Source organism: Paenibacillus hamazuiensis (assembly GCF_023276405.1).
GTDB lineage: Bacteria > Bacillota > Bacilli > Paenibacillales > NBRC-103111 > Paenibacillus_AF > Paenibacillus_AF hamazuiensis.
Genome location: NZ_JALRMO010000001.1, coordinates 1,652,628 through 1,678,354, shown reverse-complemented (window position 1 = coordinate 1,678,354; position 25,727 = coordinate 1,652,628). Strand labels below are relative to the sequence as shown.

Sequence of the window (25,727 nt, the reverse complement as noted above, 5' to 3'; positions counted from 1 at the left end):
GCTGCGTAACCGACAAAACCACTCTTCGCTCCGGGAGGGTGGTTTTGCGGTTGTAGGGATCAAGTGATATTTTCACTTGGCAAATAAATTTGTGGCAAAAAAAGCATGATATGGATGACACACCCGAATGAACGGAGTGCATCCGAATGAGCTTTAATGCCTTTTGGTATTTGGGATTGACTGCGTTAAGTCTCGCTTTGCTTACTTTTATGTTTTATAAAAAAAGAAACAACCGTACGTTAATTCAATTTTTAGTTGTCATCGAAATCGCTTATCTCATCGAAGCCGTTATTTATGTTTTCTTGGGAAGCTATACCTATCACCCGAAACTGATCAAGCACAATGCTTATTATGACAGCCATATGGGGGCGCTCGCCTCCAATTTGATTACGATTCCCGTGCTCGCCACCTTCATATCCGTATTTCAATTAGGCTGGGGTTGGATCATTTCATGCATAGGTTTTCTCGCAGCGATCGAATGGCTATTCGTAAAATTGCAAATTTACACGCTTCATTGGTGGCGGATCGAATATACGGCGCTGGGACTCCTAATTTATTTTCCGCTGACCAAAATGCTGTACCGGCGAGTATTGCATCCGTTCCACGGAATCCTTCACTCCGTATTTTTGTTTTTATGCATCGCGCCGATATCGGGGACGCTGCAGTTTTTGCCGTTCATGTTTTTTTCGAACAGAGAGTACATTCCCGGTTGGTACAAAGATCTGTACGTTGACACGAGCGCTTTCGGAGATGTTTATTATGTCTGCGAGAGCCTCTTCCTTGTATTTATGACCAAGCGGAAATGGACGCATCGCTGGCTGAAGTATGCGGTAACGGCACTCTTTTTTGCAGCGGTGACGGTTATTCTAAAAAAAGTCGGGATTTTGCACAGTTACGTTTGGTGGGATCCATGGGTTTATATTTTGTATCCATTAGCAATATTAAAGTTCGCCGAAGTGATTGGCGAACGTTTATCCAGCAGCCCGATTCCGCCGCCATCACAGAAGCAAAGTTAATAGGAACGCCCAGCAACGTGCAAAGCTGCTGAAGCTGCAATAACAAGCTCCGTTTCGAACGACCCAAAGCAGTTATGGCAAAAAAGCAAGACGTCCAATTTGATTGCACTCTTCAGCGAACCAAATGTCCCCCTTTGAACAAATTGCGATACCATGGGGCTCTGCATTCTTTGTAGGGATTGCGAATTCTGAAATTGCCCCTTCAATCGTAATTCGGCCGATCCGGTTGCCGCCCCATTCCGTAAACCAAAGATCCCCGTGCTTCCCGGAAATGATAGCATGAGGCCGAGCGTTCGTCGTCGGGATATTAAATTCCGTTACTTCGCCAGAGGTAGTTATTCTACCGATTTTATTGCCCAAAATTTGGCTGTTTGATGACGAGGTACAGCTCCTTCGGCTTGTCGTAATAGCTCGTTTCAAAATCTTTGAGCACGATATCGTTGTCGCTCGCGTCCGTGATCACCGACTCCCCGGTAAATTCGTAGCGTTTTCCTTGGCCGTCCTCCAGATACATTGTGTTATAGATTGGAGGATGCTTCGCATTCCGACCGGGTAAGCAGAAGAGGGATGAGCGATTTTGGAAACAATCGGTATAAATAGAAAAACCATTCTTTCGCAGAATGGTTTGGTCAATCGATCATTTATTTCCCTGAAGCGATCTTCTCAGCATACGTACGATTCGGTGAAGCGGCCGGTTTTTCTTCAAAATGCCGACGACCTCTGCCCCAGCAAGAACAAGGATCGCTACGGCGAGCAGCAGCATGACGAGCGTGATCGCGGAGTTCGATGCTTTGGTCAAAATAACGGCGCATACTCCGAGGAATGCGGAGATCGCGTACAGCGTGTATACGACGTGACGCCGGCTTAAGCCGAGATCCGTCAGCTTATGGTGAACGTGGCCGCGGTCCGCCTCATACACCGGCCTTCCTGCAATCCAGCGGCGGAGCATCGCAAGGGACGTGTCCAGAATCGGCACCCCGAGAATGAGAAGCGGGATAATAAAAGAGACAAATACCGCCTGCTTGAAGCCGAGAATCGACAATACCGCCAAAACAAAGCCGAGAAATGCCGAGCCTGATTCCCCCATAAAAATGGAGGCCGGCTCCGCGTTGAATATGTAAAAGCCTGCAAGGCTTCCGAGCAGCACCGCGCTAAAAATAAGAACGGGTATATTTCCGACCAGCCCGGCGATCATGCATAAAGTAATGCAGGAAATGCCAGCTATGCCGGTTGCGAGCCCGTCCAAGCCGTCGATCCAGTTCACGGCGTTGATGATGCCGACAATCCAAAACACGGTAAGCAGAATCGAAAACCAGGAAGGGAAATATAGGTCCTGACCGAAAGGAATGTGGACCTGATCGATCGTATACCCCGACAGGGCTACGGCCAGTGCGGCCGCTATCTGGCCGAGCATCTTCCACTTCGCTGTCAGCGTGTACACATCGTCCAAAATGCCGACAAGTTCAATAAGCAGCACCGCTGCAAGAAGCCCCCCTAACGCCGGTACGGAAGGGGATATTTTCGGATACATCAGCGCAATAGCGGACATGAAGGAAATGAACATCGCCAGCCCTCCGAGGCGGGGCATTATGATGTTGTGCATCGTGCGGTGATTGGGTACGGCGACCGCCCCGATTTTAACGGACAACCGACGTATCCACGGCATGATCAAAATAACTATGATGGCGGAAACTGCAAATCCTATGAACGGTGAAAACAACACGCAGCCTCATCTCCAAATCGAAAGGGTAATTAATCCAATTATGTACCAAAACTCGTCCCATTTCAATTACGAGTCGCTGACATGTCACTGATGGGCTAATCCGACCTTTCCATAAAACCCCGTCATTATAATTGCGAATCGCCCGCCGCCCCTTGCCGCGACTCCCGCGCCAGCCTCATAGCCTCCTGACGGTCGGCAACCTGCAGCTTGTTCAATATGTTCGTCACGTAATTGGCGATCGTTTTTCCGCTTAGCTCCATGCGCTTTGCAATCTCTGCGTTGGACACGCCGTCCGCCATCAGGTACAGCACCTCCCGCTCCCGCATCGTCAGCTCCGGGAAAGCTTCCTCGCGGGCAGCCGGACGGGCGGCCGCAAAATAGTTGATCATCCGCGCCGCAATGCCGGGGCTAAAAATGGCCTCGCCCCTTCCGACGGCGCGAATGGCCCGAAGCAGATCTTCCTTTTCGGCGTCCTTCAGGACATATCCGCGGGCGCCGGCCCGCATCGCCGTGAATACCGACGTATCATCCTCGAACATCGTCAGAACAAGCACTTTGCAGGCCGGACATACGTCGGCGATGCGACGCGTCGCTTCAATGCCGTTCACGCCCGGCATGCGTATGTCCATCAGCACGATATCGGGTGCGAGCTCCGAAGCCTTGCGGACTGCCTCCTCTCCGTCCGCGGCCTCGTCCAGCACGGCAAGGTCCGGCACGGTCGAGATCAGCGTGCGCACGCCGTGCCTGAAAAGCGGATGATCGTCGGCGATCAGGATCGTTAAAGCTTCCATGAGGTCAATCCTCCTTTTAATAATCCCGGATCGGCAAGGCTGCACGGATGCAGGTGCCGCCAAGTTTGCTCTTCTCGATTGCAAACGTTCCGCCCAGTTCTTCCGCCCGCTCCTTCATCGATTGAAGTCCGACACCCCGCCAGGAACTTAAAGGGTACCCTTCGTTCATCGGAAATCCTTTGCCGTCGTCGGAAACCTCCACAACGAAACGTTCTTCTCCGTCCGTTTCCATATATAAACGGACGATGCAGCGGACCGCTTCCGCATGTTTAACGACATTGGCCAGCGCTTCGGAGACGATCCGGTACGCCGCGGCTTCGACCCCGGCCGGCAAATGCGGAAGCGGCTCCGGCACGGCGAGCTCGAAATCGATCAACGTCCCGGCATGCCTGAGCGGGATGGACATATCCCGGATTCGCTCCATAATCGCTTCAGGCAAGCCGAACTCGTCGAGCGCCCGGGGCCGCAGGTCCTGCACGAGCCGGCGGATGTCGGCCACCGTCTCGCGAATCGTCCGGCGAAGACCGCCGAGCAGCGTGCGGGCTTCGTGAGGATCCGATGCGATCAGCTCCTCCGCCGCCGCGGACGTCAGCGCCAACGCCGCCAGTCGGGGAGCGAGATCGTCATGAAGGTTGTCCCGCAGCCGCCTATGCTCCTCTTCCCGCGCCAGCACCAGCCGTTCGCGCGACTCCTGAAGGTCGGCGGCAAGCTTTTTCAGCTCAAGCGAGACGCGCACGTTATGAGCGATAGCCCCGGCTTGGCTGGCCAGCGACGCGAGAAGCTGCTCCTCCGAGGGGACAAGCTCCTCGCCGGAGCCGCGCATCGCCAGCTCCAGCAGACCTTGCGGTTCCCCGCGGTAAACGAGCGGCAGCGAGCGCAGCGGTCCGGCAGGCTCGCCGGCTTCAGCCGCAGCGACGAAGTCCCACTGGCTCATCAGCGAGACCCGGACATAAGGTAGACGCAGTCCCTCCCGTACGGTTTGGGCTATGACATCGAGCGCCTTCTCCGGAGCCAACGGTTCGGCAAGACGTTTGCCGAGCCGATCGAGTACGGTGTAAGGGTCTTCGACCTTACCGTACATGAGCCGGTTGACGCTTCGCTGGAGAAGCTCTTTCAGCGGGGCGAACAGCATGGCGACAGCGACGGTCGCAAGCAGCGAAACGATCATGTTCGCGCCCGTCTGAAACATGGCTCCCAAATACCAAACGGCGACGGCATAAATCGTGGATATGCAAAGCGTCAGTGCGGCATAGACTAATGTCCGGTTTACTAGCGGATTAATATCCCAGAGCCGCTTGCGAAGCATGGCGGCCAGAAGCGTCACCGGAATTCCCAGCATCGCGGCATGAATGCCGACTTCGATCGCATACAGCTGCAGCGGATCGGCTTGGACCGCTTCGCCTCCGATCACAAACCACGCCGTAAAGACGATGAGTCCGGTCAAGGCCCAGGCGATGCCATACACGACCCATGCGGCTTGCTGCCGTTCGACCGGACCCAAAACCTTGCGGTACCGGTAAATCGTCACCGCCAGCATGCCTACGGTCCAAAAGCAAAACCAGCAGATAAAAACAGGCTGCGGCCAAGCTTGCAAATCCACCGCGGTACCCGGCAGCAAAATGCCGGGTACGCGCAAGCCGATGACTGCCGCTGCATATCCTAAAGTCCATCGCGGCGCAAAGCGGCCTGACGGAAAGGTGCATACAAAAAGAATAAATGTTGTGAAGCCGAGCGAGTCAAGCAGCCTTGCCGACCAGGCCATCAACGGACTCCCCGCCTTCAGTCCGTCCAAAACCGGCGTAAACGTCGCCCCGATAGCCCCGAGCGCTATCGCCCCGATCCAGGCCATCTTCTCGTGCGGCTTTTTCCAGAACAGCACCACCCCTGCTCCAATGAAGACGAAGCCGAAGGCAGCGTAAATCGACATATAGGCTGCGGCAAGCGAAGCCGGTGTGAGGTCATGGGCAGCCAGCCATGCGTCGCCCGGCGGAGGATTATAGAACGTTTCGCATTCCTCAAGCAAGCAGCGGTCCTTCAGCTCGCCGAAATATTGCGGCAGAGCCGCGATCAGCAGACCGGCAGCCAGCAGAAGAACGGCGGCAACGCCCGCTCTTGGAACAAGGTCTGCCGCTCCGCGGGGATACCGTCTCGGCTCCTCTTGAATAGCGGGTGCGTCGGCATTCAACTGCAGCGCCTCCCTTACGAATAGTGTCGCCACTCGCGCAAATCTGATTGCATTATATAGCACAAGCCGCAGCGCGTAAATCGTTTCCGGGGCCACATAAGACATTTCCCGAACAAAATCCCGGCTTCCGGGAATTCGTTCCTCTTATCGATAGGATTCGGGGTCTGCTACGATGTATGCAGCCAGGGCAGCAGGAGCTGCCGAAGAGGAGGGAAATCAAAACAATGCAAGTGCCTAAAGGATATTTGAAGTTTGCCGGATGGATGCTGCTGATCGGAGGATTGATGGGAACGGTCGGCCAAGCGATCCATCTGGAGGATGTGCCGGCTTCGGTCGATGAAATACCGTCGTTCCTCACCGGTGCTGTCAATATTCATGTGCTGCTAGCCTTCGCATCGACGTTTATTTTAATGGGGCTGCCGGCGGTTTACCTCATACAGGCCCATAAGCTGAAATGGTGGAATTGGCTCGGCTTCCCGCTGCTTTTTATCGGGCTGATGCTGGAAATTTTCCACGGCCCGGTACAGATCATCAGCTATCCGATCATGTTCGGCTACGTGCATAACGCGGACGATTTGCAAAAGCTGTCCGAACAGATCAACAATTTGAGCGTCGACCGGTTTCCGCTGCAGCTGCTTATTTTAATTCCGATTCTGCCGGGAATTATTCTCGGGATTTTATTGCTCGGCATAAACGCTCTTCAAGCTAAGGTGTTTCCCAAAGCGGCTGGCATCGTCAGCCTGGTCGTTCTGGCTCTGCTGATCGTCGGATTTTTCATCACGACCGGTCCGTTCCACAATACGTTTATGTATGTGCATCTCATTTTTGTCACCTTCGGAGGATTCATTGTTTTCGGACGAATCGGCGAAACGCGCGATTATGCCCACATCAATCATGTTTCAACGTAACCTCCGTATTCGACGAAAAAGACGACGAGCCAAATCCGCTTTCGTCGTCTTTTTTTTTACGGGCCGTGATGCTTCCCCAAACTTACTTGATGGTAAAATAACCTCCGAGCGATTTGTCGGCAGCTTTTTCAATATGCTCGGTAAAAGTGCCTTCCTTCCCGGCGACTTTATATTCGATCGTTGTCGGAGTTTTTAAGATCACCGAGTACCGCCCGGCCGGGACCTGCTTCCTATCGGAATCTTTCCCGTCCCACTTGAAATCGATGCCCATCGTGGCGAACGTGTTAAGCGGAATTTCCGGCGCGGCGGGCGGCTTTCCTCTCCACACCAACCCTTGGCTGCCGAAAATCTGGACCTCGAAATCATGGCCGGTTATCGTCTCCACCGCATTCGGAGCTTTACCCGCCACGGAAAGCGTTAAAGACACGGGATCGCCTTGCCTGATTTCCTCGCCTCGAGGATAAGTCAGATTAGGACCTACGTTATTTCCGAGCGAATAATTGATATTATAGCTAATATTGTCGTATTGGTGCTCGAAAGCCCACGTCCCTTCCACGTCGCTCAGAGGAACGAATGCGGGCGCACGATATTCCGAGGAATTGTGTTGCAAAGAACTGCTGTCGACGTAAATCCACGAATCGCCCAGCCAGGTACTGTGAATGTGATACTAGTTGCCCGCTTTTTCAAACGCCTGAACGCTTTGAGGCGCGATCGTCGCTATAGCTCCCGAGAATTGGGAAGGAAGCTGATATACCTCGGTATTCGCCGTCAAATTGATGTACTGATCGATTATTGCGGCGTTAACGGCCGGCTGCTCCGGTATTTTCACAACGTATTTTTGCTCGTCGGCCGGACTGGACTGCAGCTCCTTCAGGCTGCTTTTCAAACGCTGAACGAATGCGACCGCCTCCGTCCGGGTCAGCGTATCGTTCTTTTGGAAGCCTTCAACCGTTTTGGCCGTTTTCCCATCCGACAAACCGGTATCGAGCAAATATTGCACCGAATCGTCAACGGAATAGTTTTTTCCCGAAGCGTTCGCTACGATTCTCGCTACATCGCCCCTCGTGATCGGAGATTGGGGAGCCGCCCATGTTACATCCCAGCGTTTTCTGGAGCCATATTGCAAATACGGCAAAGCCCAGTCCGGCTCATTTTTATAAGACTCGGGATGAAGATCGTCCGGCTCGTAAGCGCGTATAAGCATGGCTAAAAATTCATTTTGGCTCACTTCCCGGTCGGGTTTAAACGTTCCGTCGGGATACCCGTCGACTAATTTATTGTCAATCGCCCATTGTATGTTGGCATAACCCCAAAATTCGGGCGAAACATCCTTGAAGGATAGGCCCGCCGCATATGACGGAAGCATGCTTGCCCCCGCAATGCCCGCCGATAACGCAGCTGCAGCCAAAAGTCTGTTCCATGTTATCACTTAGGCATCCTCCCCCGTTGTTTCAATGTAATCATAACTGTAGCAGCGCCGCTGTAAACGTTCAATAAATGGTTTTTTCCAACGGACAAGGTTCATTGCCGCCTGTTACTCCTTGATTTTAAAGCTGGTTTGTATCGTACCCACATACTTCCTCATGGATGCATATTCGGCGCCCAGCTTCATGTCCTCCGGATCGTATTCGACATCTCCCGGCTTACTTAAAGTGAACACCTTGTCTCCCCGCTCGCCGATCTTGACAATATAACCGATTCCGGCTGCCGTTTGGGCGTTGGCTTCCCAATCTTCTTTGTTCCATATGGTGATCGTAAAAATGACTCTGCCAAACCGTTTATTCGCCGTATCGATAAAATGAATGCTGCCGGTTTGGGAACCCCCGTCCATCTGCTCCTCTACCGAGTATTTTCCGGCCCAGGTTGCGGGAAGAGCAAGAGTGAAACCGCTCTCCGCGTTATCGTATACGATGCTTGGCGCCGCAGCGATCGAATGATCATTGACAGCGTCGATGCGCAGGTTAACCGCCGAATATTGTCTAAAATCCCCATTTCCTTCTGTCACGAAGGGCACGGCGTCAACCCCAAAATCGCTGCCGCCGATGGCGGCCTCGCCGATTTTTTCATTGTTTGAGTTATGGACGAGCACGAGACGGCAATCCCGCAAAATAATCCGATTGTAAATTTTTTCAATAAGACACCCCATTTCTCCTCAATGTAGTTATAGACGTCATTCAAGCGGCGACAGTTGCTTACCCGTTTACTTAAAACGCAACTTTTGGCAACGAACCCCGTATACTTAGAAAAAGTTTGTTTTGGAGGTTAACATGGCCATTATTACGGGCTTAATTTTGTTTCTTTTTTCGATCGCGCTTTTTGTCGCACATATTCTTTGTTGTCTATGGGCCTACAGAGATTGCAAACGCAGAGGCAAAAGCTCGGAATACGCCCTCCTCGTGCTGCTTGCGATATTGTTTTTTCCGTTGGCGGGACTGATCGTTTATATGGTTATTCGGAATGACTGAGAGCGCCCATATCGCCGGATTCCGGCACTCTCATCTCGTACTTCAATGGAAATCGGGTCGGATACCGCGTATCCGGCAAAAAGGTAAACGATTTGACCTCCGTGCTTCCTTCCTCGACATATCGAACCGTGTCCGGCCTCGAAAGCTTCGCAATGTATGAACCCGGGGGAATGATTTGCCTGTCGTTTCCCCGCTGATTCCACGGGACCGTCACGGTATACCCCGTCATCGCATTCATTTTTCCGCCAATCTCCGGCAGCTTGAAGCTGTAAACCAAATCGAGAGGCTCGTTGTTTTCACCCCGCGTGTAAACTTCCACCTGCATGTTGACCGGCTCCAACGAAACAGCTTTTGAATTTGTGTTATAAAAGCTGATCTTGAACGGGCTGACTTTGCCGATCGTTAATGTTCCCGGATAACCGAGCGGCGGATTGAAAAGAATCACAAAAGGATGGTCGTACATAGATACGATCCCTCGCGGCTCCGTTTTCAGAAAATCCCGGACTGCGACCCGGTAAGAAACCGGCTCCCCGGCAAATGAAGTATAGGTCTGAAAAGTGCGGATGTCGCCGGGCTTCGGGGGGGCCGTATCCTGATTGTCCAAATATACGTAATCGGTTGAGGTTAAGATTTGACCGTCTTTACGGATCATCTCGATATCGATTACTTTGCCTGCCAGCTCTTTATTGATCTTAACGGTGCCTCCGGTCAAGCGGGTGATTCCAGCCTCCCCCTTTTCCAGTCTAAGTTCCGACACGGTTACATAATGATCCGGGTCCTCAATGGATTCATTCGCGTTATTAGCCAAGGAAGGCAAATAAATGTTTATAGCCGGCCGATTTCCGTTCTCTCCGCTTCCATTCCCCTCGTTAAAATCAACCTGCGAACCGGTCGCTTCGGCAAAGGAGCGAAGAGGAACGTACGCTTTCTCTTTGTAATTAAGCACCTCCGAGCCGTCGATTTCGGTTACCGTCACACCGGAATGAAACAAAACTTTGCTTGGAAATAAATAGGCCTCAATCGCGTCCGACGCAAATATGGCGGTAGACGCCGATAAAATCGCTCCGCAAACAAACCCGACTGCATATTGCTTTATTCTCATCCGCTTCACTCCCTGTTATTTTTCAATAGATTAGACGCATATGATCTGTCTGAAGTTTTATTTTTGGAGAGTCCTGTCAACAAAAAAAACTGCCCCCAAGTCTACAGCATGACTTGGAGGCAGATCTTTTCCGCTTACGCCGAAGCGCCTTCGATATTTTTGAACTGATTCACAAACATCCGATGGTACGTGCCTTCTTCTTCGATCAGCCGGTCGTGGCTGCCCTGCTCGATAATTTGCCCGCGGTCGATGACCATGATCGTATCGGCGTCGCGAATCGTGTTCAGCCGGTGGGCGATGATGAAGCTGGTGCGGCCCCGCATAATTTGCAGCAGCGCATCCTGGATGTGCAGCTCGGTGCGCGTGTCGATGCTGCTCGTCGCCTCATCGAGGATGAGAATCGACGGCCTGGCGAGAATGACACGTGCGATCGCGAGCAGCTGCCGCTGGCCCTGGCTTAAATTGCCGCCGTTTTCCGTCAGCATCGTGTCGTACCCGGCGGGCAGACGGCGGATGAACGCATCGGCGTTAGCCATGCGGGCCGCCTGCTCCACTTCCTCGTCGGTAGCGTCCGCCTTGCCGTACTTGATGTTTTCCTTGATCGTGCCGGAGAACAGATACGTATCCTGGAGCACGATGCCGAAGCACCTCCGCAGGCTGTCCCGGGTATATTCCTTGATGTCGCGGCCGTCGATCAAAATACGCCCCCCGGTAACGTCATAAAACCGCGTGAGCAGGTTGACGATCGTCGTTTTGCCCGCACCCGTCGGCCCGACCAACGCCGTGCTGCTGCCTTCCGGCGATTCGAAGCTGACGTGCTTCAAAATCGGCACCTCCGGCCGGTAGCCGAAGCTGACGTTTTCAAACACGACGCGCCCCTGCGGATTGTCCAGCACGACCGCGCCGGGAGCATCCTCCGGCTCCTCCTTTTCGTCGAGCACCTCGAACACCCGTTCCGCGCCGGCCACGCCGGACTGCATGATGTTGTAGATGTTGGCGATCTCGTTGAGCGGCCGAACGAACTGGCGGGAATAGCTGAGAAAGCTGGCGATGACGCCGACCGTAATGTGGCCTTTGATCGCCAACACGCCGCCGACAACCGCCACCGCCGCAAATCCGAGGTTGTTGATGACCGCCATTATCGGCATCAGGAAGCCGGAAATGATTTGTGCCCTGAGGCCCACCTTGTACAGCTTCTCGTTAACCTCTTCAAACTCCTCGATCGCCTTCCGCTCATGGTTGAACGCCTTGACGACCTGGATGCCGGAAATCGTCTCCTCGATGTGCCCGTTGAGCCTGCCCAGCTGCGCCTGCTGCTCCTTGAACAGCACGCTTGTTCTTTTCGTGATCGTGCGCGCCAGCAGAATGACCAGCGGCGCCGTGATCATGCTGGCCAACGTCAGCAGCGGGCTGAGGATCAGCATCATCGTCAGCGAACCCAAAATCGCTATCGATCCGGTCATCAGCTGCGTCGTCGACTGGGATATCGTGTTGCTCACGTTATCGATGTCGTTGGACAGCCGGCTCATCAGCTCACCGTGACGGCGGGAGTCGAAAAACGCCAAGGGCAGCTTTTGCAGCTTCGCAAATAAGGCGCGCCTCAGGCCTGCAACGATGCGCTGCGACACGCCCGCCATGAGCCAGCCCTGCAGCAGGGTCAGCCCCCCGTCCGATACGTAAGCGGCAAACAGCACCAGAATCATCAGCTCGAGCAGATGGAAATCGACCGAGCCGCCGGCCGCCGTCATCGCATCGATGGATACGCCGATCAGATAAGGGCCGAACAACGTAATGACGGCGTCGATCACAATGAACCCGAAAATCACCGACAGCCATTTTCGTTCTTTGCCAAAATAAAACCAAAGCCGCTTCATCGTCCCTTTGAAATTTTTCGGTTTGACGACGGGAGCCCCTCTGCCCGGACCTCCGAATCCCCCCGGCCTGGCCGGGTTGTTCAGCATCGGAACGTCCTGCGGCGGCTGCGGCCCTCTCGACTCTCTGCCGGCTTCGTTAGGCTGTGACATCTTTTTGCAGCTCCTTTCCGACCTGGGACTGGAAAATTTCCTGGTACACGAGGCAGCTTCTCATCAATTCGTGATGTTTGCCGATGCCGACGATCTCCCCGTTGTCCATAACAACGATTTTGTCCGCGTCCATCACGGAAGTGATCCTTTGCGCGATCAGAATACAGGTGAGGTCCTTTGCATACGTCTTCAGCGCTTCTTTGATTCTCGCTTCCGTCGCGACATCGACTGCGCTCGTGCAGTCGTCGAGAATGAGAATTTCCGGCCTGCGCACAAGCGCCCGGGCGATCGATACCCGCTGCTTTTGACCGCCTGAAAAATTGACTCCCCGCTGCCCGAGCATCGTATTGTACCCTTCCGGGAACGAAGCGATAAAGTCGTGTGCTTCCGCCATCCTCGCGGCCGCCTCGATTTCCTCCGCGCTGGCATCCTCCTTGCCCCAGCGAATATTTTCCGTGACGGTTCCGGTGAACAGCACCGTCTTCTGCGGAACAAGCGCGATTTTTTCCCGCAAAATCTTCGGATCTACATCGCGGACGTCCACGCCATCCACCTTGACCGATCCGGAAACCGCATCGTAAAACCTCGGAATGAGGCTGACGAGAGAGCTTTTTCCCGAGCCGGTGGAGCCGATAATGCCGACGGTTTCCCCCGGCAGCACGGTTAAGTTCACGTTTTTCACGGCGGGAAGCCCGGACGTCCCTTCATAAGAGAAGGTTACGTTTTCAAAATCGACCCGACCTTTAACCGCGGTGCCGACCCCTGCGTTTTCCTTCCACGTCATATCGTTACTTTGCTCGAACACTTCCCCGATTCGGCCGGCCGACGCTTTCGCGCGGATGAACATGTTGAACACCATTGAGATCATCATCAGCGAAAACAAAATTTGCGTCATATAGTTGATAAACGCAATAATATGGCCGACCTGCATGTCACCCCGGCTTACCCCGAGGCCGCCAAGCCAGATGACGGCAATGATGCCGAAATTGACCGTCAGCATGATCGCCGGATTAAATACCGCCATCGTCCGCATGGCGCGGATCGTTCGCGACTGGTATTCCTCATTGGTTTTATTGAATTTGTCCACTTCAAAGTCGAAGCGGTTGAACGCCTTGACGACTCTTACGCCGGACAAATATTCGCGCATCGCGCCGTTCACCCGGTCAAGCGCCCGCTGCACGTTTATAAAAAGCGGAAAGCCGAGCTTCAGGTTGAAAATGATCAGCAAAGCGACGATCGGCACAACGACCGCCAGCACAATCGCAAGCTGCGGGTCGAGCCGCGTCGCCATGATCAGGCTGCCTATACAGATGAGCGGCGCTTTAACGAAAATCCGCATCAGCCCGTTCATGAAGTTTTGCACCTGCGTCACATCGTTCGTCAGCCTCGTCACGAGAGAGGCCCGTTCGAATTTGTCGATGCTTTCAAAGGTCAGCGACTGGATTTTCTTGAACAAATCGCCCCTCAGCTCCGCCCCGAACGCCTGGGATACCAGCGTGGCCAAAATGTTCCGCATCGACGCCGCCACCGCCCCCATTGCCGTGATCAGCAGCATAAGTCCGCCCATACGCAGCACAAAATGCAAATCGCTGTTTGCGACGCCTACGTCGACGATTTTGGACATGATGGTCGGCTGCAGCAAGTCGGCAAGCGCTTCCAGAGTCAAGAAAAACACGGCTAAGCTGAACCGCCCGCCGTACTTCCTCGCGTATTTTTTTAAAAAATGCAATACGCTCTCCCCCTCGTCAGGATGAAAAAAATATTTAGTGCCACTATATATTAAAATACTCCAATGGGGCGGAAAAGTCACTTTATTTTTGCCCACTCACCTGCCCCTTTATCAGCCCCAAAGTCAATCGATCAACCCTTAAATCGTGGAAGTACCCCCTAAGTCAACCGATCAACCCTCGTCTAAATCCCCCTGAAGGGGGACCCCAGGCACTCCAAGCGCCCTGGACCCGCCCGCCGGGAGCGGCTGCTCACTGATAGGTCGCGTTTGTCGGGAATGGATTTTTTTCGATGTTTGTTGAAAAATCCGATTCCCGACACGCTGTACGCTATCAGCCTAATATTACTTGTCTAATGCCCGAGTGACTGGATTTATGAAGGGATAAGTCTACCCTAACCCTCTTCCCCCAATGAACACGAAAACATATCTCATAGCACAAAAAAAGAACCTAGCGGCAATCTTTGCGCTAGGTTTTTCCTATTAACGAACTAGACTGGAACGGTTCATCGCTTCCGGTCGATTACCGGACTCTAGTGCACAACTGGCCTTTGAACGAAGCTTCAACCTTGGCGGACAATTGGCCCTTCTTGATAGCATCCTTAAAGGAATCAATCGGCCCCTTTTTCTCCTCGAGATCTTTCCAATCTTGACCGTACGCCGATTCAAGCGGATTTAGCAAATCGAATTTCAATGCTCCCAGCTCCACTTTCAGAACGCCCTCCTTTTTGGCGCATTCGGTATCGAACACGTAATTCGTTTTGAACCCGCCGGTTAGTTTCCCAGGTCCGTATGCGCCGCTGACCGTTCCTTCCACTCCCAAGCTGTCGCGCTTTGTAATATCCTCTAGCGGACTGAATTCGAGGCCCCCGCCGACGCCAAAACCAAGCTCGCTGCAGAACGAAAATTGGCCCTTACTGTTAACACAAACCTTCGCGCCGCCACCGACGCCCGCATACGCGTTACCGCCGATACAAAACAATCCCAGAGGATCGCGAAACAGAATCGGATCGTTGCCGACATAGACGTACAAGTTTGTCTGACCGCCCGTGAACAGAATCGGGTCGCGTGCCGTCCATCGTCCGGAAGCAAGCTCGTAATCGCGGAGACCGAACCGGAGCAAGCCGGTGTCCGTGTCCTCCAATCCGCCAGCAAAGCCGAACGGCAGCAGAAAGCCGGGATTGGAATCCGTCAGCCGATTCCCGAAGCTGTCGTAACCGAGTTCCTTGACGATTTGTCCGTTGGCGCCGACAACCAGCTTCGGCGTTCCAACCAGGTCCGTCGCGATGGCATAAGTGACGCCTTCGCGCTTCATACCGGTCAGCTGCCCGGACAGGTCATAGTAATATTCCGTCACGGCGCCGGATGGATCGATGATTGCAGTAATCGTCATAATGGCATCCGGGAGTCCGTACAAATACTGCGTCGTACCCGTTTCGTCATGCCGTGCCACATGCCTGCCAAGCGCATCGTACGAGTACGTGACCGTCTTGCCGCCAACGTTCGCTTCCAGCAGCTCTCCCCGCGAGCCGTAAGTGAAGGAATCGCTGCCGCGATGGGTCAGAAAGCCGTCGGCGTCAAACATATAGTCGACGCCGCCCCGGGTAATCAGCCGGTCTTGTCCGTCGTATACGGCCGATTCGGCCGGCGCCCCGTTTATAGCCGCCGACGTCCGGTTGCCGTTTGCGTCGTAAGCATACGCCTCGATGACGTTTCCGTTCAGCCGCACCTCCAGCAGTTGTCCGTCCGCATCGTAGTCATACGTATAAACGGAAGTTCCTTGAGGTGTGGTTTCCGTTTTTTGCCCCACTTTGCCGACAGCATTGTACTGCAGCTGCATTTGATAAACCGGGACTCCGGACGCGGACACCGTCCTATGCGTTATTCGGCCGTAGGCATCGTATTGATAAGCGGTCTCGAATCCGCCGTCCTGAATGCTGCCGAGAATGCCGCCCGGTCCCGTATATTGGAACGATTGCGAACCGAACGACTTCACCCGGTCTTCCTTATCCCACGTGATGGCGGTGTCGCTTGTGTATTGGCTCGCCGGAATGTTCAGATGGATGCCGGTCACGTTGGACAAAGCGTCATACGTATAATCGTAGGTCGCATTCGCTTTTCCGAGCCATACCGTTTTCGTCACATCCGATCCGTCGTAGGCGAATTGCAGCTGTTGCTCCACTGCACCGGATGCCTTCGCCTTCGTCGTCATCGTATGAACCCGATCGGTATTGTCTGCGTACTCGAAAGTGCGGCTGCGTTTCGTATCATGGCTTTCCGTCAACCGCCCGCCTGGGTCAAACGTATTCGCGATCAAGCGCCCGCTGGGAAACGTCGTATGCGTATGCTTGCCATTCAAGTTATAGTACCATCGAACCGGCTCCGTACTTCCTTCCGGAAGGAACGAAACGAGCTCGTCAGTCTCATCGTAATCCATGGTGAAGTCGTTGCCACCCGGTGCTGTAATTCCCGTCAAGTTGCCTACCGCATCGTGCGTCATCGCCAAGCTCTTGCCGCTAGGCAGATTGATGCGGCTGACGAACCCATATGCGTCATACTCGTATTCAAGTTCCCGGTTTTCCGCATCGGTCAACCGGGTGAGCCTTAACTGTTCGTCATAGTGATAGTTGACGACTTGAACGCCCTGCTTGATCTGCTGCAGCTTGCCTTGCGCATCGTACGCGTATTCGATCGGCTCGACAGACTGACCGGGGTACTCGAGTCGAACCGTTCTCCCGAAATCGTCCAACCGGTGGACCACCTGTCGATTCTCCGCGCTTGTCATTGTGACCGTCTTCTGTGCGGCGTCGTATTGAACCATAGTCGTCCGGCCGTTTACTGTAAACGTTTCTTGATACGTTGTCAGGCTGAATGGATCGGTCGGACTGGCAAACGCGGCTGTTCGCGACTCCGACATCGTTATCGTCCGGGCTTGCGGGGTCTTGATCGTCATGCCGGCCAGCTGCGGAGAGCTCATACCCCAGCGCGGGTCCGGACTGAGCGATTTGCCGACAACGGTTCCGTCCGGATAAGCGATCTCCCGGTAGCCGTTCGGCTTTACGGTCACGACAGTGACGGCCCCCGTCGGCTCGGCCGTCTCGCGCCGAATGTCGCCGTTTTCCAGGCTTTCGATCTTGTAGCTTGTCACTTCTCCCTCGCCGCGGGTCATGGTCACTTTCGTGCCGAGCGGAAGCTTCTCGCGTACGATCGTCAAATCCCCGTAGGAAGGGTGATGCGCTGCGATCAGCAGTCCCTGGGCATCGTATTCATATTCGCTGGTGCTGCCGTTCCGATCCGTAAAGCTGACGAGAAGTCCGTCCGCATCGTAACTCATTTCATAGGATGCACCGCCGGGAACTGTCACCGCGGACAATTGGCCTGCCCCGTCCAACTCCAGCTCCGTCCGCTGTCCGCCCGGCGCAACGATCGCCCTCGGAACACCGAGGACATTGCGTTCGATCACAACCGTGTTGCCGTAAGCATCCTCAAGCGAGACCAACCGTCCTCCGCCGTCATAGTGGAATTGCTGAACCGTCCGTCCGGTTATGGCGTCTTTCGTTTGCTGGTGCCGGCCTGAATTCGGATCGAAGACGTACAGTTGCTGTCCGTCCTCGCTCGGAACGATATAATTGGGTAATGAAACGAAATTTACCTCATCAGTATGAAGCGACATGATGCTCCAGCCGGTTGTACTGATGTTCGAGCTATAATAGACCGTTTCATCCAGCCCTGCGGCAACATATTGGAGACACCCGAGTTTTGATTCGTACGCAAGACCGTTGCCTGTCTGGAGTTCTTCGCATCTCGACATCGGATTGCCCGCATATTTGCTCAACAGACCGCTAGGCTCCAGCCTCAGGATTCGTTTGAAAGACTGGTCGCTAAGGTAAAGCGTACCGTCCGGCGCGAACGACATCCGGTTGGCTGTCAAATAAGGATCAAGCGCAGGACCGTCAACATCAAGTTGTCCCCAGGAGTTGGTGCCTCCGGGAAAATCGATGCGACTCCCCGGTGCGGACAACGATCCCGCAACTCTGCGGACGATTCCGTCCGACCCGACTTTGTAAATGAAATTCCGGTAAGAAGAGCCTCCCGAGCTTTGCCCGCTCTTATCCAGAATATACAGCGATCCGTCCGGTGCGAACTCAATATCTTGTGCATACAATTTTTTCTCATATAACGGGATGCTTTCCGTCGTTTTCGTTCCTATCCCTCCGATCGTCGTCACGATGCCGTCCGGGCCAATTTTACGTATTGCGGCCCTCGAATGCGGTTCGGGATAGCAGCATATCGAAAAACGTTCCAGGAAATAGACGCTGCCGTCCGGGCCGACCTCGACATCAAACGGCTCAATGTAGGCGTCTGTTGCCGGAATACCGTCCTTCATTTTGTCATTGTAACTGCCCCCTGTACCTTTGCCGGCAAAGGTCGTAATGATGCCGTCCGAAGAAACTTTCCGAATATCGTATAGCTCCGCAATATACAAGCTGCCGTCAGGTCCGAGCGCGATATTTCTCGGTGCCACCCTCGCTTGAGTCGCAGGTCCGCCGTCACCGTTATCGCCGCTCTGCTTGCCGCCGGCGTAAGTTGTGACGATGCCGTCAGTACCTATTCTGCGCACTCTGTTGTTACCGCCGTCCGAGACGAACAGACTGCCGTCCGGCGCATGCACGATATCGTAAACATAATAGAATTGTGCTTCCGATGCCGGCTTCCCGTCACCGATTCCAGAGAAGCACTTACCCGGGAGACAACCTGCAGTCTTCTGATACACGACCGAACGCTGAACCGGCAATTGGGTCGTGCCATACCCCATGTATTGCGACTCGCCCTTCTTATCTTTGAAATGATGGACGTCCAGGCTCCAGCCGGCAATTCCATATTCCTGATAAGGGTTGTTTGGGCTTTCGACATACGTCCGGTAGGATGTTGAGATCGAAATTTGGCCATTCTCTCTATCGCGGCCGAAGCTTTCCGCCGGAGCGCCAACTTGCCCGAAGCTCGTCTCCCAATCGGCCCTCGCCTCATAATATTGCGCCACATAATAATAGGTCAGCTTCACATCAACCGGATGACGGCCGTATACGGATCTGCCATAGCCGTCCTTACCATCCCATTCAAACAAGTAACGTTGATTGCTTGTAATCGGTAAATCCTCCACGATCCGTTTCCCCTGCACCTCGATCTCGAGCCGGATCGAGTGAAGCGAATCCGAAACTTCGTCTCCGGTTATAGGTAGCTCCGCGGACGAACGTTCCCGCTGTCCCGGCGTGCGATCGCTGGCATAATGCAGGACCAGATTCGTCCCCGGAATCCCGATCGTCTGCCCCAGCGATTGATCCTCGCAGCCGATGATGGAGCCTTTCTCCTGGCACGGATCCTTCCGTTTATCATCTTTGTCGTCGTCATCGCCGCTGTCGTCCTCGTCGCTCGGAGGCTGTTTCGCATCCTTTGGCGGTCCATAAGGCCAGTTACAATCAAACGGCGTAAAATGATCGACCGGCGACCGCCAGAGCGATTTCCCTACCGGATACAGCTCCGCCAAGCGGGCACGCTCCAGATCGGTAATGCTCAGCTCCGTCAGCTTTGTGCCGGTGTCCGCCGCGCCGTCGCCGTCCACATCCAGATTCGCCGAACCGTTCGTGATGCCGACCACTTTCACAATACGGCCGTTTTTCGACGGAATCCAAGCCGCTTTCTTGCGGTCGTAATAACCGATCGGTACGACGGCCCCGTTAGGAAACTCCAGGAAATTGTCGACGTACAAATACGTCGGCTGATTGAAGCGTACCTCGGTCGCCCCCGCGTAGACCGCTTCGTCAACCGAAAGCTCGACCGCATACGTGTAGCCGACGAAGGTCGGAAGCTCGCCCGGCATCGCTTGCGGGCCCTTTTCGCCCACCGTATATTCCGTGGCCCGCACGTTCATCGCGGACAGCGGCTGTACCGTTCCGTCCGGCAGCGTCATTGTCGCCGTCGTCCCTGGCGCGACCAGCAGCGTCGCCTGGCGCGTGCCGTCCGCATCGGTCACCGTGCTGCCCCTTGCGACCTGATAGACCGATTGCTCCGTCAAGTCAATCGCGGTGACCTGCGTATCATAAGCTTTCATAACCACGTCGGGCAGCCACGTGTATTCCTCCCACGGCGCGGTTACGCTGCGTTGAACGTTCATATAACCGGCAAGCCGGTAGTCGACCGTGAGCGGTCCGCCGCCATTAATAGCCATGTCGAATTGACCGTCTGCCCGCGTATGCGTCTCGCCGAATTGAGGTTTGCCAAGTATGGTCACCTTCACGCCGGGAAGCGGCTGTCCAGCGTCGTCGGTGACGCGGCCGCGCAGCACGGCAGCGCGTTCCGGCTGAATCGCTCCTGCCGCAACACCGGTTTGAACGGCGTTATCGCCTGTATACAGAAAATCGATCGCTTGTACGAAGGGGACGATTCCGGTTGACGGAAGCTGTTCGGCATCCAGGGTGGATGGGGCAGCGGTAACGGCCGCCGACTTCGCCGATCGATTTCCCGCCGTATCGGTTGCGGTCAAGGCGAACGTATACGGCTTGCCGTAAGTGAGCTCGGTTACCGTATAGGCCGTAGATAATCCGACCTCTGTGCCGCTATCCCAGCTGTTCCCTCCGTTTTCGGAGACGAATAGTTGGTAGCCGGCTAAATCCGGCTCGGAATTCGCCAGCCAGCTCAGCTTGATTTGACGGTCCCCGGGTACTGCAGCCAGCCCGGCAGGTGCGGCAGGCGGCGTCGTATCCGGCGGTGCCAGCGGCGTTGCCGAAACGGATGCCGAGCGAAGCGATTCGTTGCCGCTCGTGTCGAGCGCCGTTATCGCAAACAGGTACGGTTGTCCGTAGGTCAAACCCGTAACCGTGTAAGCCGTCACATTACCGATGTCGGTTCTCGTATCCCAGGTTGTTCCGTTATCGATTGACTGGTACATTTTATATCCGTGCAAATCGGTCTCGACGTTCGGCAGCCAGCTCAGCGCCACTTCGCCGACGCCGGCTTCCGCCGTCAATCCGGACGGAGCTGCGGGCGCTTGCGTGTCCGTCTGCGGCGCCGGCGTTGCGCTGACCGCCTGCGATTTCGACGACTCGTTGCCGTTCGTGTCGTAAGCCGCTACCGCAAAATGATAAATCGTTCCATTGGTCAGCCCTGTGATCGTGATCCCGGTTGCCGTGCCCGCATCCGTGTCGGTGGACCAGCTGGCGCCCCCGTCCTCGGAAGCGTACACCAAATACCCGGCCAGATCCGACTCCGTATTGGCGGTCCAGGACAGGCTCACCTGCTGATCACCGGCGACAGCATTCAGACCGGCCGGCGCTGCAGGGGGAACCGTATCGGCTGAATTGCGCACAAACACATGCGCTCTCGCCGTCAATCCCGCATAGGTGGCGGTAATGACGGTATGACCGAAGCTTTTCGCGACGATCGTTCCGTTTTGCTCGATCGCGGCGACCGCCGGTTTATGCGAACTGTACGTGCCGAAGAGCGTCACATCCCGGCTTCCCTTGCCGTCATTTAGCGACAATGCGGCCTGCTTCCGCTCCCCGGCTTTCAGCTCATAGCGTTTGTCATCGAACGAAAGACCAGCCTTGCCTTTCCGATGAACCTGAATGAGTGCGATCGCCGTCATCCCTTCGTAGGATGCCGTCACCATCGTGATACCGGCTTTCATACCGGTTAGGGTTCCTCTTGCGTCAACCGTCGCTATGGCTTCATCCTTCACCTTGAACGTTGACAAGCCGGTAACATTCGACTTGTTGCGCCCGTTGTGCAGCGTCACTTTTATCGTAGCGGAAGCGCCCGCTTCCACCGTGTAGTAATAGCGATCCAGACTCAAAAACTGATTGCCGCCGCGCCGCAAGCTCTCGCCCGCTGTATCGGTCTCCGCCGCGCCGGCCGTGGTCGAAGCCGGCATGGCAAGCGTTAGCACAAGCAGCCATATCATTAGCCTTGCCCATACGGTTTTCATTGTTCTCCTCCATTCTTTCGTACCATACCTCGACGATTCATAAGGGTATGCCTTTGCTCAATCTTGAGCATCACCTCCGTTTTCAGTTCTTATCTTCGGGCAGCGCGGACAAAAAAAATATACTCAAAAAATTGAGTATATTCAGATTGTTGACAAAGCCCCGGTTTTTCGGGGCTTTTGTAGGATCATTTTTTGAATTTAGCCCTAAAAATAGAAGATCGCCTCTTATCCGGCCCTTTTAGCCAGGATATTGGCGATCTTTTTAATGTTTTGACATAGTGCAGTCAGTAATGCTTGCTGCTGCACTTTGTTTCGGCCGCGGAACCGGCAGTAGCGAAGCCCATGGAGCTCTTTGGCATCCGCGAAGCTTCGCTCAATCGTCTGGTATCGTAAGCGGTAGAGATATTTGCCGGACTTGCTTCTACCGTTTTGTTTTACCCACTCTTTACTATCCTGCCATACATGCCTGGTGATGACTTTTTGGTGATTCCGGGACCGGGTACATTCTTTGAGCATGGGGCAGTTCGCACAATGATTCGGATCCGACTTATACTGTCTGTAGCCTTCGCGATCCGTTGTCGTATATTTCAATTCGTGTTTTTGTGGACATATATACACATTGTTCTCCGCATCATACTTAAATCGCCACTTAGCCATTAATCCTTTAACTGGGGTAAAGGCTCTACCTCCGATGACCGCGTATATTTTCTTGTCTTGAAGCTTTTTGCAAATGTGCGACGTGAAGTAACCTGCATCCAGTGCGACGGCTTCCAGTGTTTTTTCGAATTTAAACTTCTTGATGATATGTTCCAAACGCTCTATGTAAGGGACAGAATCGTGAACATTGCCGGCAGTGACGTGGACATCCATGATGATGTTGTATTTGTGGTCGACGGTCCGATGATCGAGATAGAAAAAGCCTTCCGGCTTACCGTCCCGCACCATATAACCGCTCTCCGGATCGGTTGTGCTTACCTTCGTTAGTTTGGTTTCTTCCACCTCCTCTCGTGGCTTTAAAGCTTTTTTCCATGAGCCTCGCGATCGGCACGAATTGCTTCGTCCAGTTCTTCCATGTAGGCCTTCGTACTCTTGGTTACTTCCTCTTGAACAAACTTTCGTTTATTCGCATTGGCCTTAAGATGAGTTGAGTCGGTGATAAGTACCCGACCGGCAACGAGACGATGTTGAATAGCAAGCAGAACGACCCGGTCGAAGATTTGTTGAAGTACATCGCCTTCTTGAAGACGTTCACGAAAGTAGCTAAGGGTGCTATGATCCGGCACGCGATCCTTGAGCCCAAGCCCCAGAAACCATCGATAAGCATTATTAGAGAAAACCTCTCTTTCCAACCGTCGTTCGGAGCGAATGCCGTCAAGATACCCGATCAATAGCATCTTGAAAAGCATGATGGGATCTGCCGAGGGACGTCCATTATCCTCGCAGTAATAAGGACGGACTAAGTCGAGAATAAAGGAAAAGTCGATATGCTTATGTACTTTACGAAGAGGATGATCTGGATGAACCAGTTCCTCGATACACACCAATTCATATTCATTTTGGACATTCGGATTAGAGCGAAGCATAGGATCCACCGCCTTAAGAGTATATTTACATTATAACATATTAACGCGGTAATTTGTTAAAGATATTGAACGAAAAAGTAGCCTGTTGGGTTTTTCAACAGGCTGAATATACTCAAAAAATTGAGTATATTTTTTAAGGAATTAAATTCAACTGCTTGGCCAGACGCAAAATTTCCGGCAAATTGTGCTTCTTCAGACGCAGCCACTCCAAATACGGAAAGCTGCCTTTCAGCAAAGCGGACACCTTGCATATTTCGTTGTTGATGGATTGCTCCGTGTAATAGAGGGTTTCCGCAATTTCTTTGCGCTTCATGCCCTGATTCAGCATCCGCAAAATTTGCAGCTGGCCGTCTGTAATGCGCTCCCGAATCCGCTTCTCTCGAGAGTCCGTGAGATGACGAAGCAGCCGGGAAGCCGATGAATGGTGCAAACCGGACCTGCCGCTATGGACCTCCCGTATCGCTTCCGGCAAATCGCGGTAATGGCGCTTCGTGATGTAGTTGACGGCTTGACCGAACGTAAACGCGTCGGTGATCAGATCCTCCCGGTCGAACGAGGACAGGACGATTGTTTGGACGTGCGGTGCAAACTCGCGCAGTTCCATGAGAATGTCCAGTCCTCCCTGAATATTCTCCTGCAAATGCATATCGAGGATCAGAATATCGATGACGGATCGCTTCAAACGTTCCATCAACATCGGCTTGGATCCGACCACCCCGACTATCTCCAGATCCGGGTGCGATTGCAGGAAATCCGCGAGCATACCGCCGAACGGCTCGTTATCCTCGCAAATCAGCACGCGAATGGACGCTTGTTGATTCTGCATCCGATCTCCTCTCCTTACGATAGGGCTCATCAAATGAAGCGGCAGCGCCCCGCACGATTCGCCGGGCCGGAAATCGCAACGTGAATGCGGCGCCATCGCCGGGTTCGCTTTTGACCGCAACCGATCCGCCATGCTTCTCCATCACGGCAAAAACGTAGGCTAGCCCCAATCCGAAGCTGTCCGAACGGCCTTTGCTGGAGAAGAACGGCTCGAAGATGCGGCTCTGCAGCTCATGCGGAATCCCGGCGCCGTTATCGCGAATGTCGATCTCGACCCCGCCCCTTGTCGCCGCAGCGGTGACCTCCACTTTCCCCTTTCCTTGCACGACCGCATCCAGCGCATTATGGAGCACATTTCCGATCGCTTCCATAAGGTGGACGCGGTCCCCCCATACAAGGACATCGCTTGCGACGGTCAGTTCCATTGCAATGCCCTTCTTCTCGGCCAGCGGACGGTTAGCGTCCATCGCCGCCCGCAGCAGCTCACCGATCGACACCGGCTCTTCGACAAGGTGAATCTCCCGAATCCGATGCTGAATCCGCCCTATCATATCCATCAACTGATTCATTTCCTCCTGAATCAGCCGGGCGTCCTTCACCGTCTGCTTGCTGCTGTCGGACGCGGTTTCGATGCGGGAAGCCAGCATGTCGATGAGCTGCAGCTTGTTTTTGATCGCATGATTCATCATAGCTGTTCCACTCGTGACTGCCTTATAGGACTGCTCGAACACCTCCCTCTCGAACCGCAGGCGAAAGCCGAGCACCCTGCTGCGAAACGCCATAATGAGCACGGCGGCGATCGTAACGGCTTGCAAGAGGTCGTCCCACGCGAATCGGTCTACGTGTCTGGCCATCAGCAGCGCGATAAAATTGGCGGACAGAATCACCGTTCCGACCAACATCATCCGCTTCATTTTGCGGTTGCGCTCCACGACGGTCGCCCACACCATCAAGCCGATCGCGATAACGGTCGACAGGAGCGCATAGACGAATCGCACCCCCTCGTTCAGGATGCTGCTGTCGCGCAGCAGCGCTTCGATCATCAGGGCGAGCGCCGGAATCGTTAACATCGCTAATATGACGACCTTTCGTTTTCCGACGAACCAGGACCAGGAATGAAACACGAGTCCGCACGGGATCAGCACGTAAACTATCCCCGTCTCCACGAACAAATGCAGGGCATCATACAAATGGCCCAGCAGCCGAAATCCGGCCCCTTCCACCTGGAGCTGCCGCTGCCACCATAAGACGAATTCGAGAACTTCGTATCCGATACCGAACAGAATAAAGTACCCGGCCCACCGTTTCGCTACATCTTTGTAGTCACGAAACAGCAATCCCGCCAGCAGCAGCTTGCCGATCACCAGCCATACAGACATCATATTCGCAATCCTTTCT

The 25,727-nt window shown here is 54.0% G+C and carries 16 protein-coding genes and 1 pseudogene; 2 read left to right on the top strand and 15 right to left on the bottom strand.

Annotated elements, in window-relative coordinates; genetic code table 11:
• Nucleotides 1-146: 146 nt before the first annotated feature.
• On the top strand, nt 147-1,016 hold the full coding sequence (locus MYS68_RS07140) for a hypothetical protein (RefSeq protein ID WP_248925168.1): 870 nt from the start codon (nt 147-149) through the stop codon (nt 1,014-1,016).
• A gap of 72 nt (nt 1,017-1,088) precedes the next feature.
• Here MYS68_RS07140 and MYS68_RS07135 read toward each other — a convergent pair.
• The 5 genes and pseudogenes from MYS68_RS07135 to MYS68_RS07115 form a co-directional block, all read right to left on the bottom strand.
• Nucleotides 1,089-1,382 (bottom strand): annotated as a pseudogene (locus MYS68_RS07135) (Vgb family protein); the annotation flags it as partial.
• Nucleotides 1,366-1,530, bottom strand: a complete 165-nt coding sequence (locus MYS68_RS07130) for a hypothetical protein (protein WP_248931157.1) — start codon at nt 1,528-1,530, stop codon at nt 1,366-1,368. The pseudogene MYS68_RS07135 and the gene MYS68_RS07130, both read right to left, overlap by 17 nt.
• Before the next feature lie 123 nt (nt 1,531-1,653).
• The gene (locus MYS68_RS07125; protein ID WP_248925167.1) at nt 1,654-2,739 is read right to left on the bottom strand and encodes a glycosyltransferase family 4 protein; all 1,086 of its coding nucleotides are present in this window, start codon (nt 2,737-2,739) and stop codon (nt 1,654-1,656) included.
• 125 nt (nt 2,740-2,864) lie between these two features.
• A complete protein-coding gene (locus MYS68_RS07120; protein WP_248925166.1) occupies nt 2,865-3,530 on the bottom strand; it encodes a response regulator transcription factor in 666 nt (221 codons plus the stop codon).
• A gap of 16 nt (nt 3,531-3,546) precedes the next feature.
• Nucleotides 3,547-5,820 (bottom strand): sensor histidine kinase, encoded by a 2,274-nt coding sequence (locus tag MYS68_RS07115; protein WP_248925165.1) that lies wholly within the window; start codon nt 5,818-5,820, stop codon nt 3,547-3,549.
• 119 nt (nt 5,821-5,939) lie between these two features.
• Between MYS68_RS07115 and MYS68_RS07110 the strand changes: the two genes are divergently transcribed.
• The gene (locus MYS68_RS07110) at nt 5,940-6,623 is read left to right on the top strand and encodes a hypothetical protein (protein WP_248925164.1); all 684 of its coding nucleotides are present in this window, start codon (nt 5,940-5,942) and stop codon (nt 6,621-6,623) included.
• An 82-nt stretch (nt 6,624-6,705) separates the two neighbouring features.
• On the opposite strand, the gene MYS68_RS07105 is transcribed toward MYS68_RS07110, so the two are convergent.
• The 10 genes from MYS68_RS07105 to MYS68_RS07055 all read right to left on the bottom strand — a co-directional run bounded on the left by MYS68_RS07105 (nt 6,706) and on the right by MYS68_RS07055 (nt 25,711).
• On the bottom strand, nt 6,706-7,233 hold the full coding sequence (locus MYS68_RS07105; RefSeq protein WP_248925163.1) for a flagellar hook assembly protein FlgD: 528 nt from the start codon (nt 7,231-7,233) through the stop codon (nt 6,706-6,708).
• Between the two features lie 57 nt (nt 7,234-7,290).
• Nucleotides 7,291-8,052 carry an S-layer homology domain-containing protein gene (locus tag MYS68_RS07100; protein ID WP_248925162.1) on the bottom strand — a complete coding sequence of 254 codons (762 nt, stop codon included), beginning with the start codon at nt 8,050-8,052 and terminating at the stop codon, nt 7,291-7,293.
• 105 nt (nt 8,053-8,157) lie between these two features.
• Nucleotides 8,158-8,769, bottom strand: a complete 612-nt coding sequence (locus tag MYS68_RS07095) for a hypothetical protein (protein WP_248925161.1) — start codon at nt 8,767-8,769, stop codon at nt 8,158-8,160.
• A gap of 302 nt (nt 8,770-9,071) precedes the next feature.
• Complete coding sequence (locus tag MYS68_RS07085) at nt 9,072-10,190, bottom strand: hypothetical protein (protein WP_248925159.1); 1,119 nt, start codon at nt 10,188-10,190, stop codon at nt 9,072-9,074.
• Nucleotides 10,191-10,324: 134 nt separating this feature from the next.
• Complete coding sequence (locus tag MYS68_RS07080; protein WP_248930837.1) at nt 10,325-12,151, bottom strand: ABC transporter ATP-binding protein; 1,827 nt, start codon at nt 12,149-12,151, stop codon at nt 10,325-10,327.
• A gap of 49 nt (nt 12,152-12,200) precedes the next feature.
• The gene (locus MYS68_RS07075) at nt 12,201-13,943 is read right to left on the bottom strand and encodes an ABC transporter ATP-binding protein (RefSeq protein WP_248925158.1); all 1,743 of its coding nucleotides are present in this window, start codon (nt 13,941-13,943) and stop codon (nt 12,201-12,203) included.
• Nucleotides 13,944-14,463: 520 nt separating this feature from the next.
• On the bottom strand, nt 14,464-21,921 hold the full coding sequence (locus MYS68_RS07070; protein ID WP_248925157.1) for a fibronectin type III domain-containing protein: 7,458 nt from the start codon (nt 21,919-21,921) through the stop codon (nt 14,464-14,466).
• 225 nt (nt 21,922-22,146) lie between these two features.
• Nucleotides 22,147-23,504, bottom strand: a protein-coding gene (locus tag MYS68_RS07065; protein ID WP_248924449.1) for an IS1182 family transposase whose coding sequence is annotated in 2 segments (ribosomal slippage) — nt 22,147-22,940 and nt 22,940-23,504 — 1,359 coding nt in all. Because the reading frame shifts where the segments join, the coding sequence is not laid out codon by codon here.
• Nucleotides 23,505-23,637: 133 nt separating this feature from the next.
• Nucleotides 23,638-24,330 carry a response regulator transcription factor gene (locus tag MYS68_RS07060; protein WP_248925156.1) on the bottom strand — a complete coding sequence of 231 codons (693 nt, stop codon included), beginning with the start codon at nt 24,328-24,330 and terminating at the stop codon, nt 23,638-23,640.
• A complete protein-coding gene (locus MYS68_RS07055; RefSeq protein ID WP_248925155.1) occupies nt 24,284-25,711 on the bottom strand; it encodes a sensor histidine kinase in 1,428 nt (475 codons plus the stop codon). The genes MYS68_RS07060 and MYS68_RS07055 overlap by 47 nt, the downstream gene beginning before the upstream one ends.
• Nucleotides 25,712-25,727: the final 16 nt, after the last annotated feature.

Excerpts from the sequence above, each read along its gene's own strand:
- MYS68_RS07115 (WP_248925165.1), bottom strand. The coding sequence starts at position 5,820 with ATGTCTTATGTGGCCCCGGAAACGATTTACGCGCTGCGGCTTGTGCTA.
- MYS68_RS07085 (WP_248925159.1), bottom strand. The coding sequence starts at position 10,190 with ATGAGAATAAAGCAATATGCAGTCGGGTTTGTTTGCGGAGCGATTTTA.
- MYS68_RS07110 (WP_248925164.1), top strand. The coding sequence starts at position 5,940 with ATGCAAGTGCCTAAAGGATATTTGAAGTTTGCCGGATGGATGCTGCTG.
- MYS68_RS07140 (WP_248925168.1), top strand. The coding sequence starts at position 147 with ATGAGCTTTAATGCCTTTTGGTATTTGGGATTGACTGCGTTAAGTCTC.
- MYS68_RS07130 (WP_248931157.1), bottom strand. The coding sequence starts at position 1,530 with ATGTATCTGGAGGACGGCCAAGGAAAACGCTACGAATTTACCGGGGAG.
- MYS68_RS07060 (WP_248925156.1), bottom strand. The coding sequence starts at position 24,330 with ATGCAGAATCAACAAGCGTCCATTCGCGTGCTGATTTGCGAGGATAAC.
- MYS68_RS07070 (WP_248925157.1), bottom strand. The coding sequence starts at position 21,921 with ATGAAAACCGTATGGGCAAGGCTAATGATATGGCTGCTTGTGCTAACG.
- MYS68_RS07095 (WP_248925161.1), bottom strand. The coding sequence starts at position 8,769 with ATGGGGTGTCTTATTGAAAAAATTTACAATCGGATTATTTTGCGGGAT.
- MYS68_RS07080 (WP_248930837.1), bottom strand. The coding sequence starts at position 12,151 with ATGCTGAACAACCCGGCCAGGCCGGGGGGATTCGGAGGTCCGGGCAGA.
- MYS68_RS07120 (WP_248925166.1), bottom strand. The coding sequence starts at position 3,530 with ATGGAAGCTTTAACGATCCTGATCGCCGACGATCATCCGCTTTTCAGG.
- MYS68_RS07055 (WP_248925155.1), bottom strand. The coding sequence starts at position 25,711 with ATGATGTCTGTATGGCTGGTGATCGGCAAGCTGCTGCTGGCGGGATTG.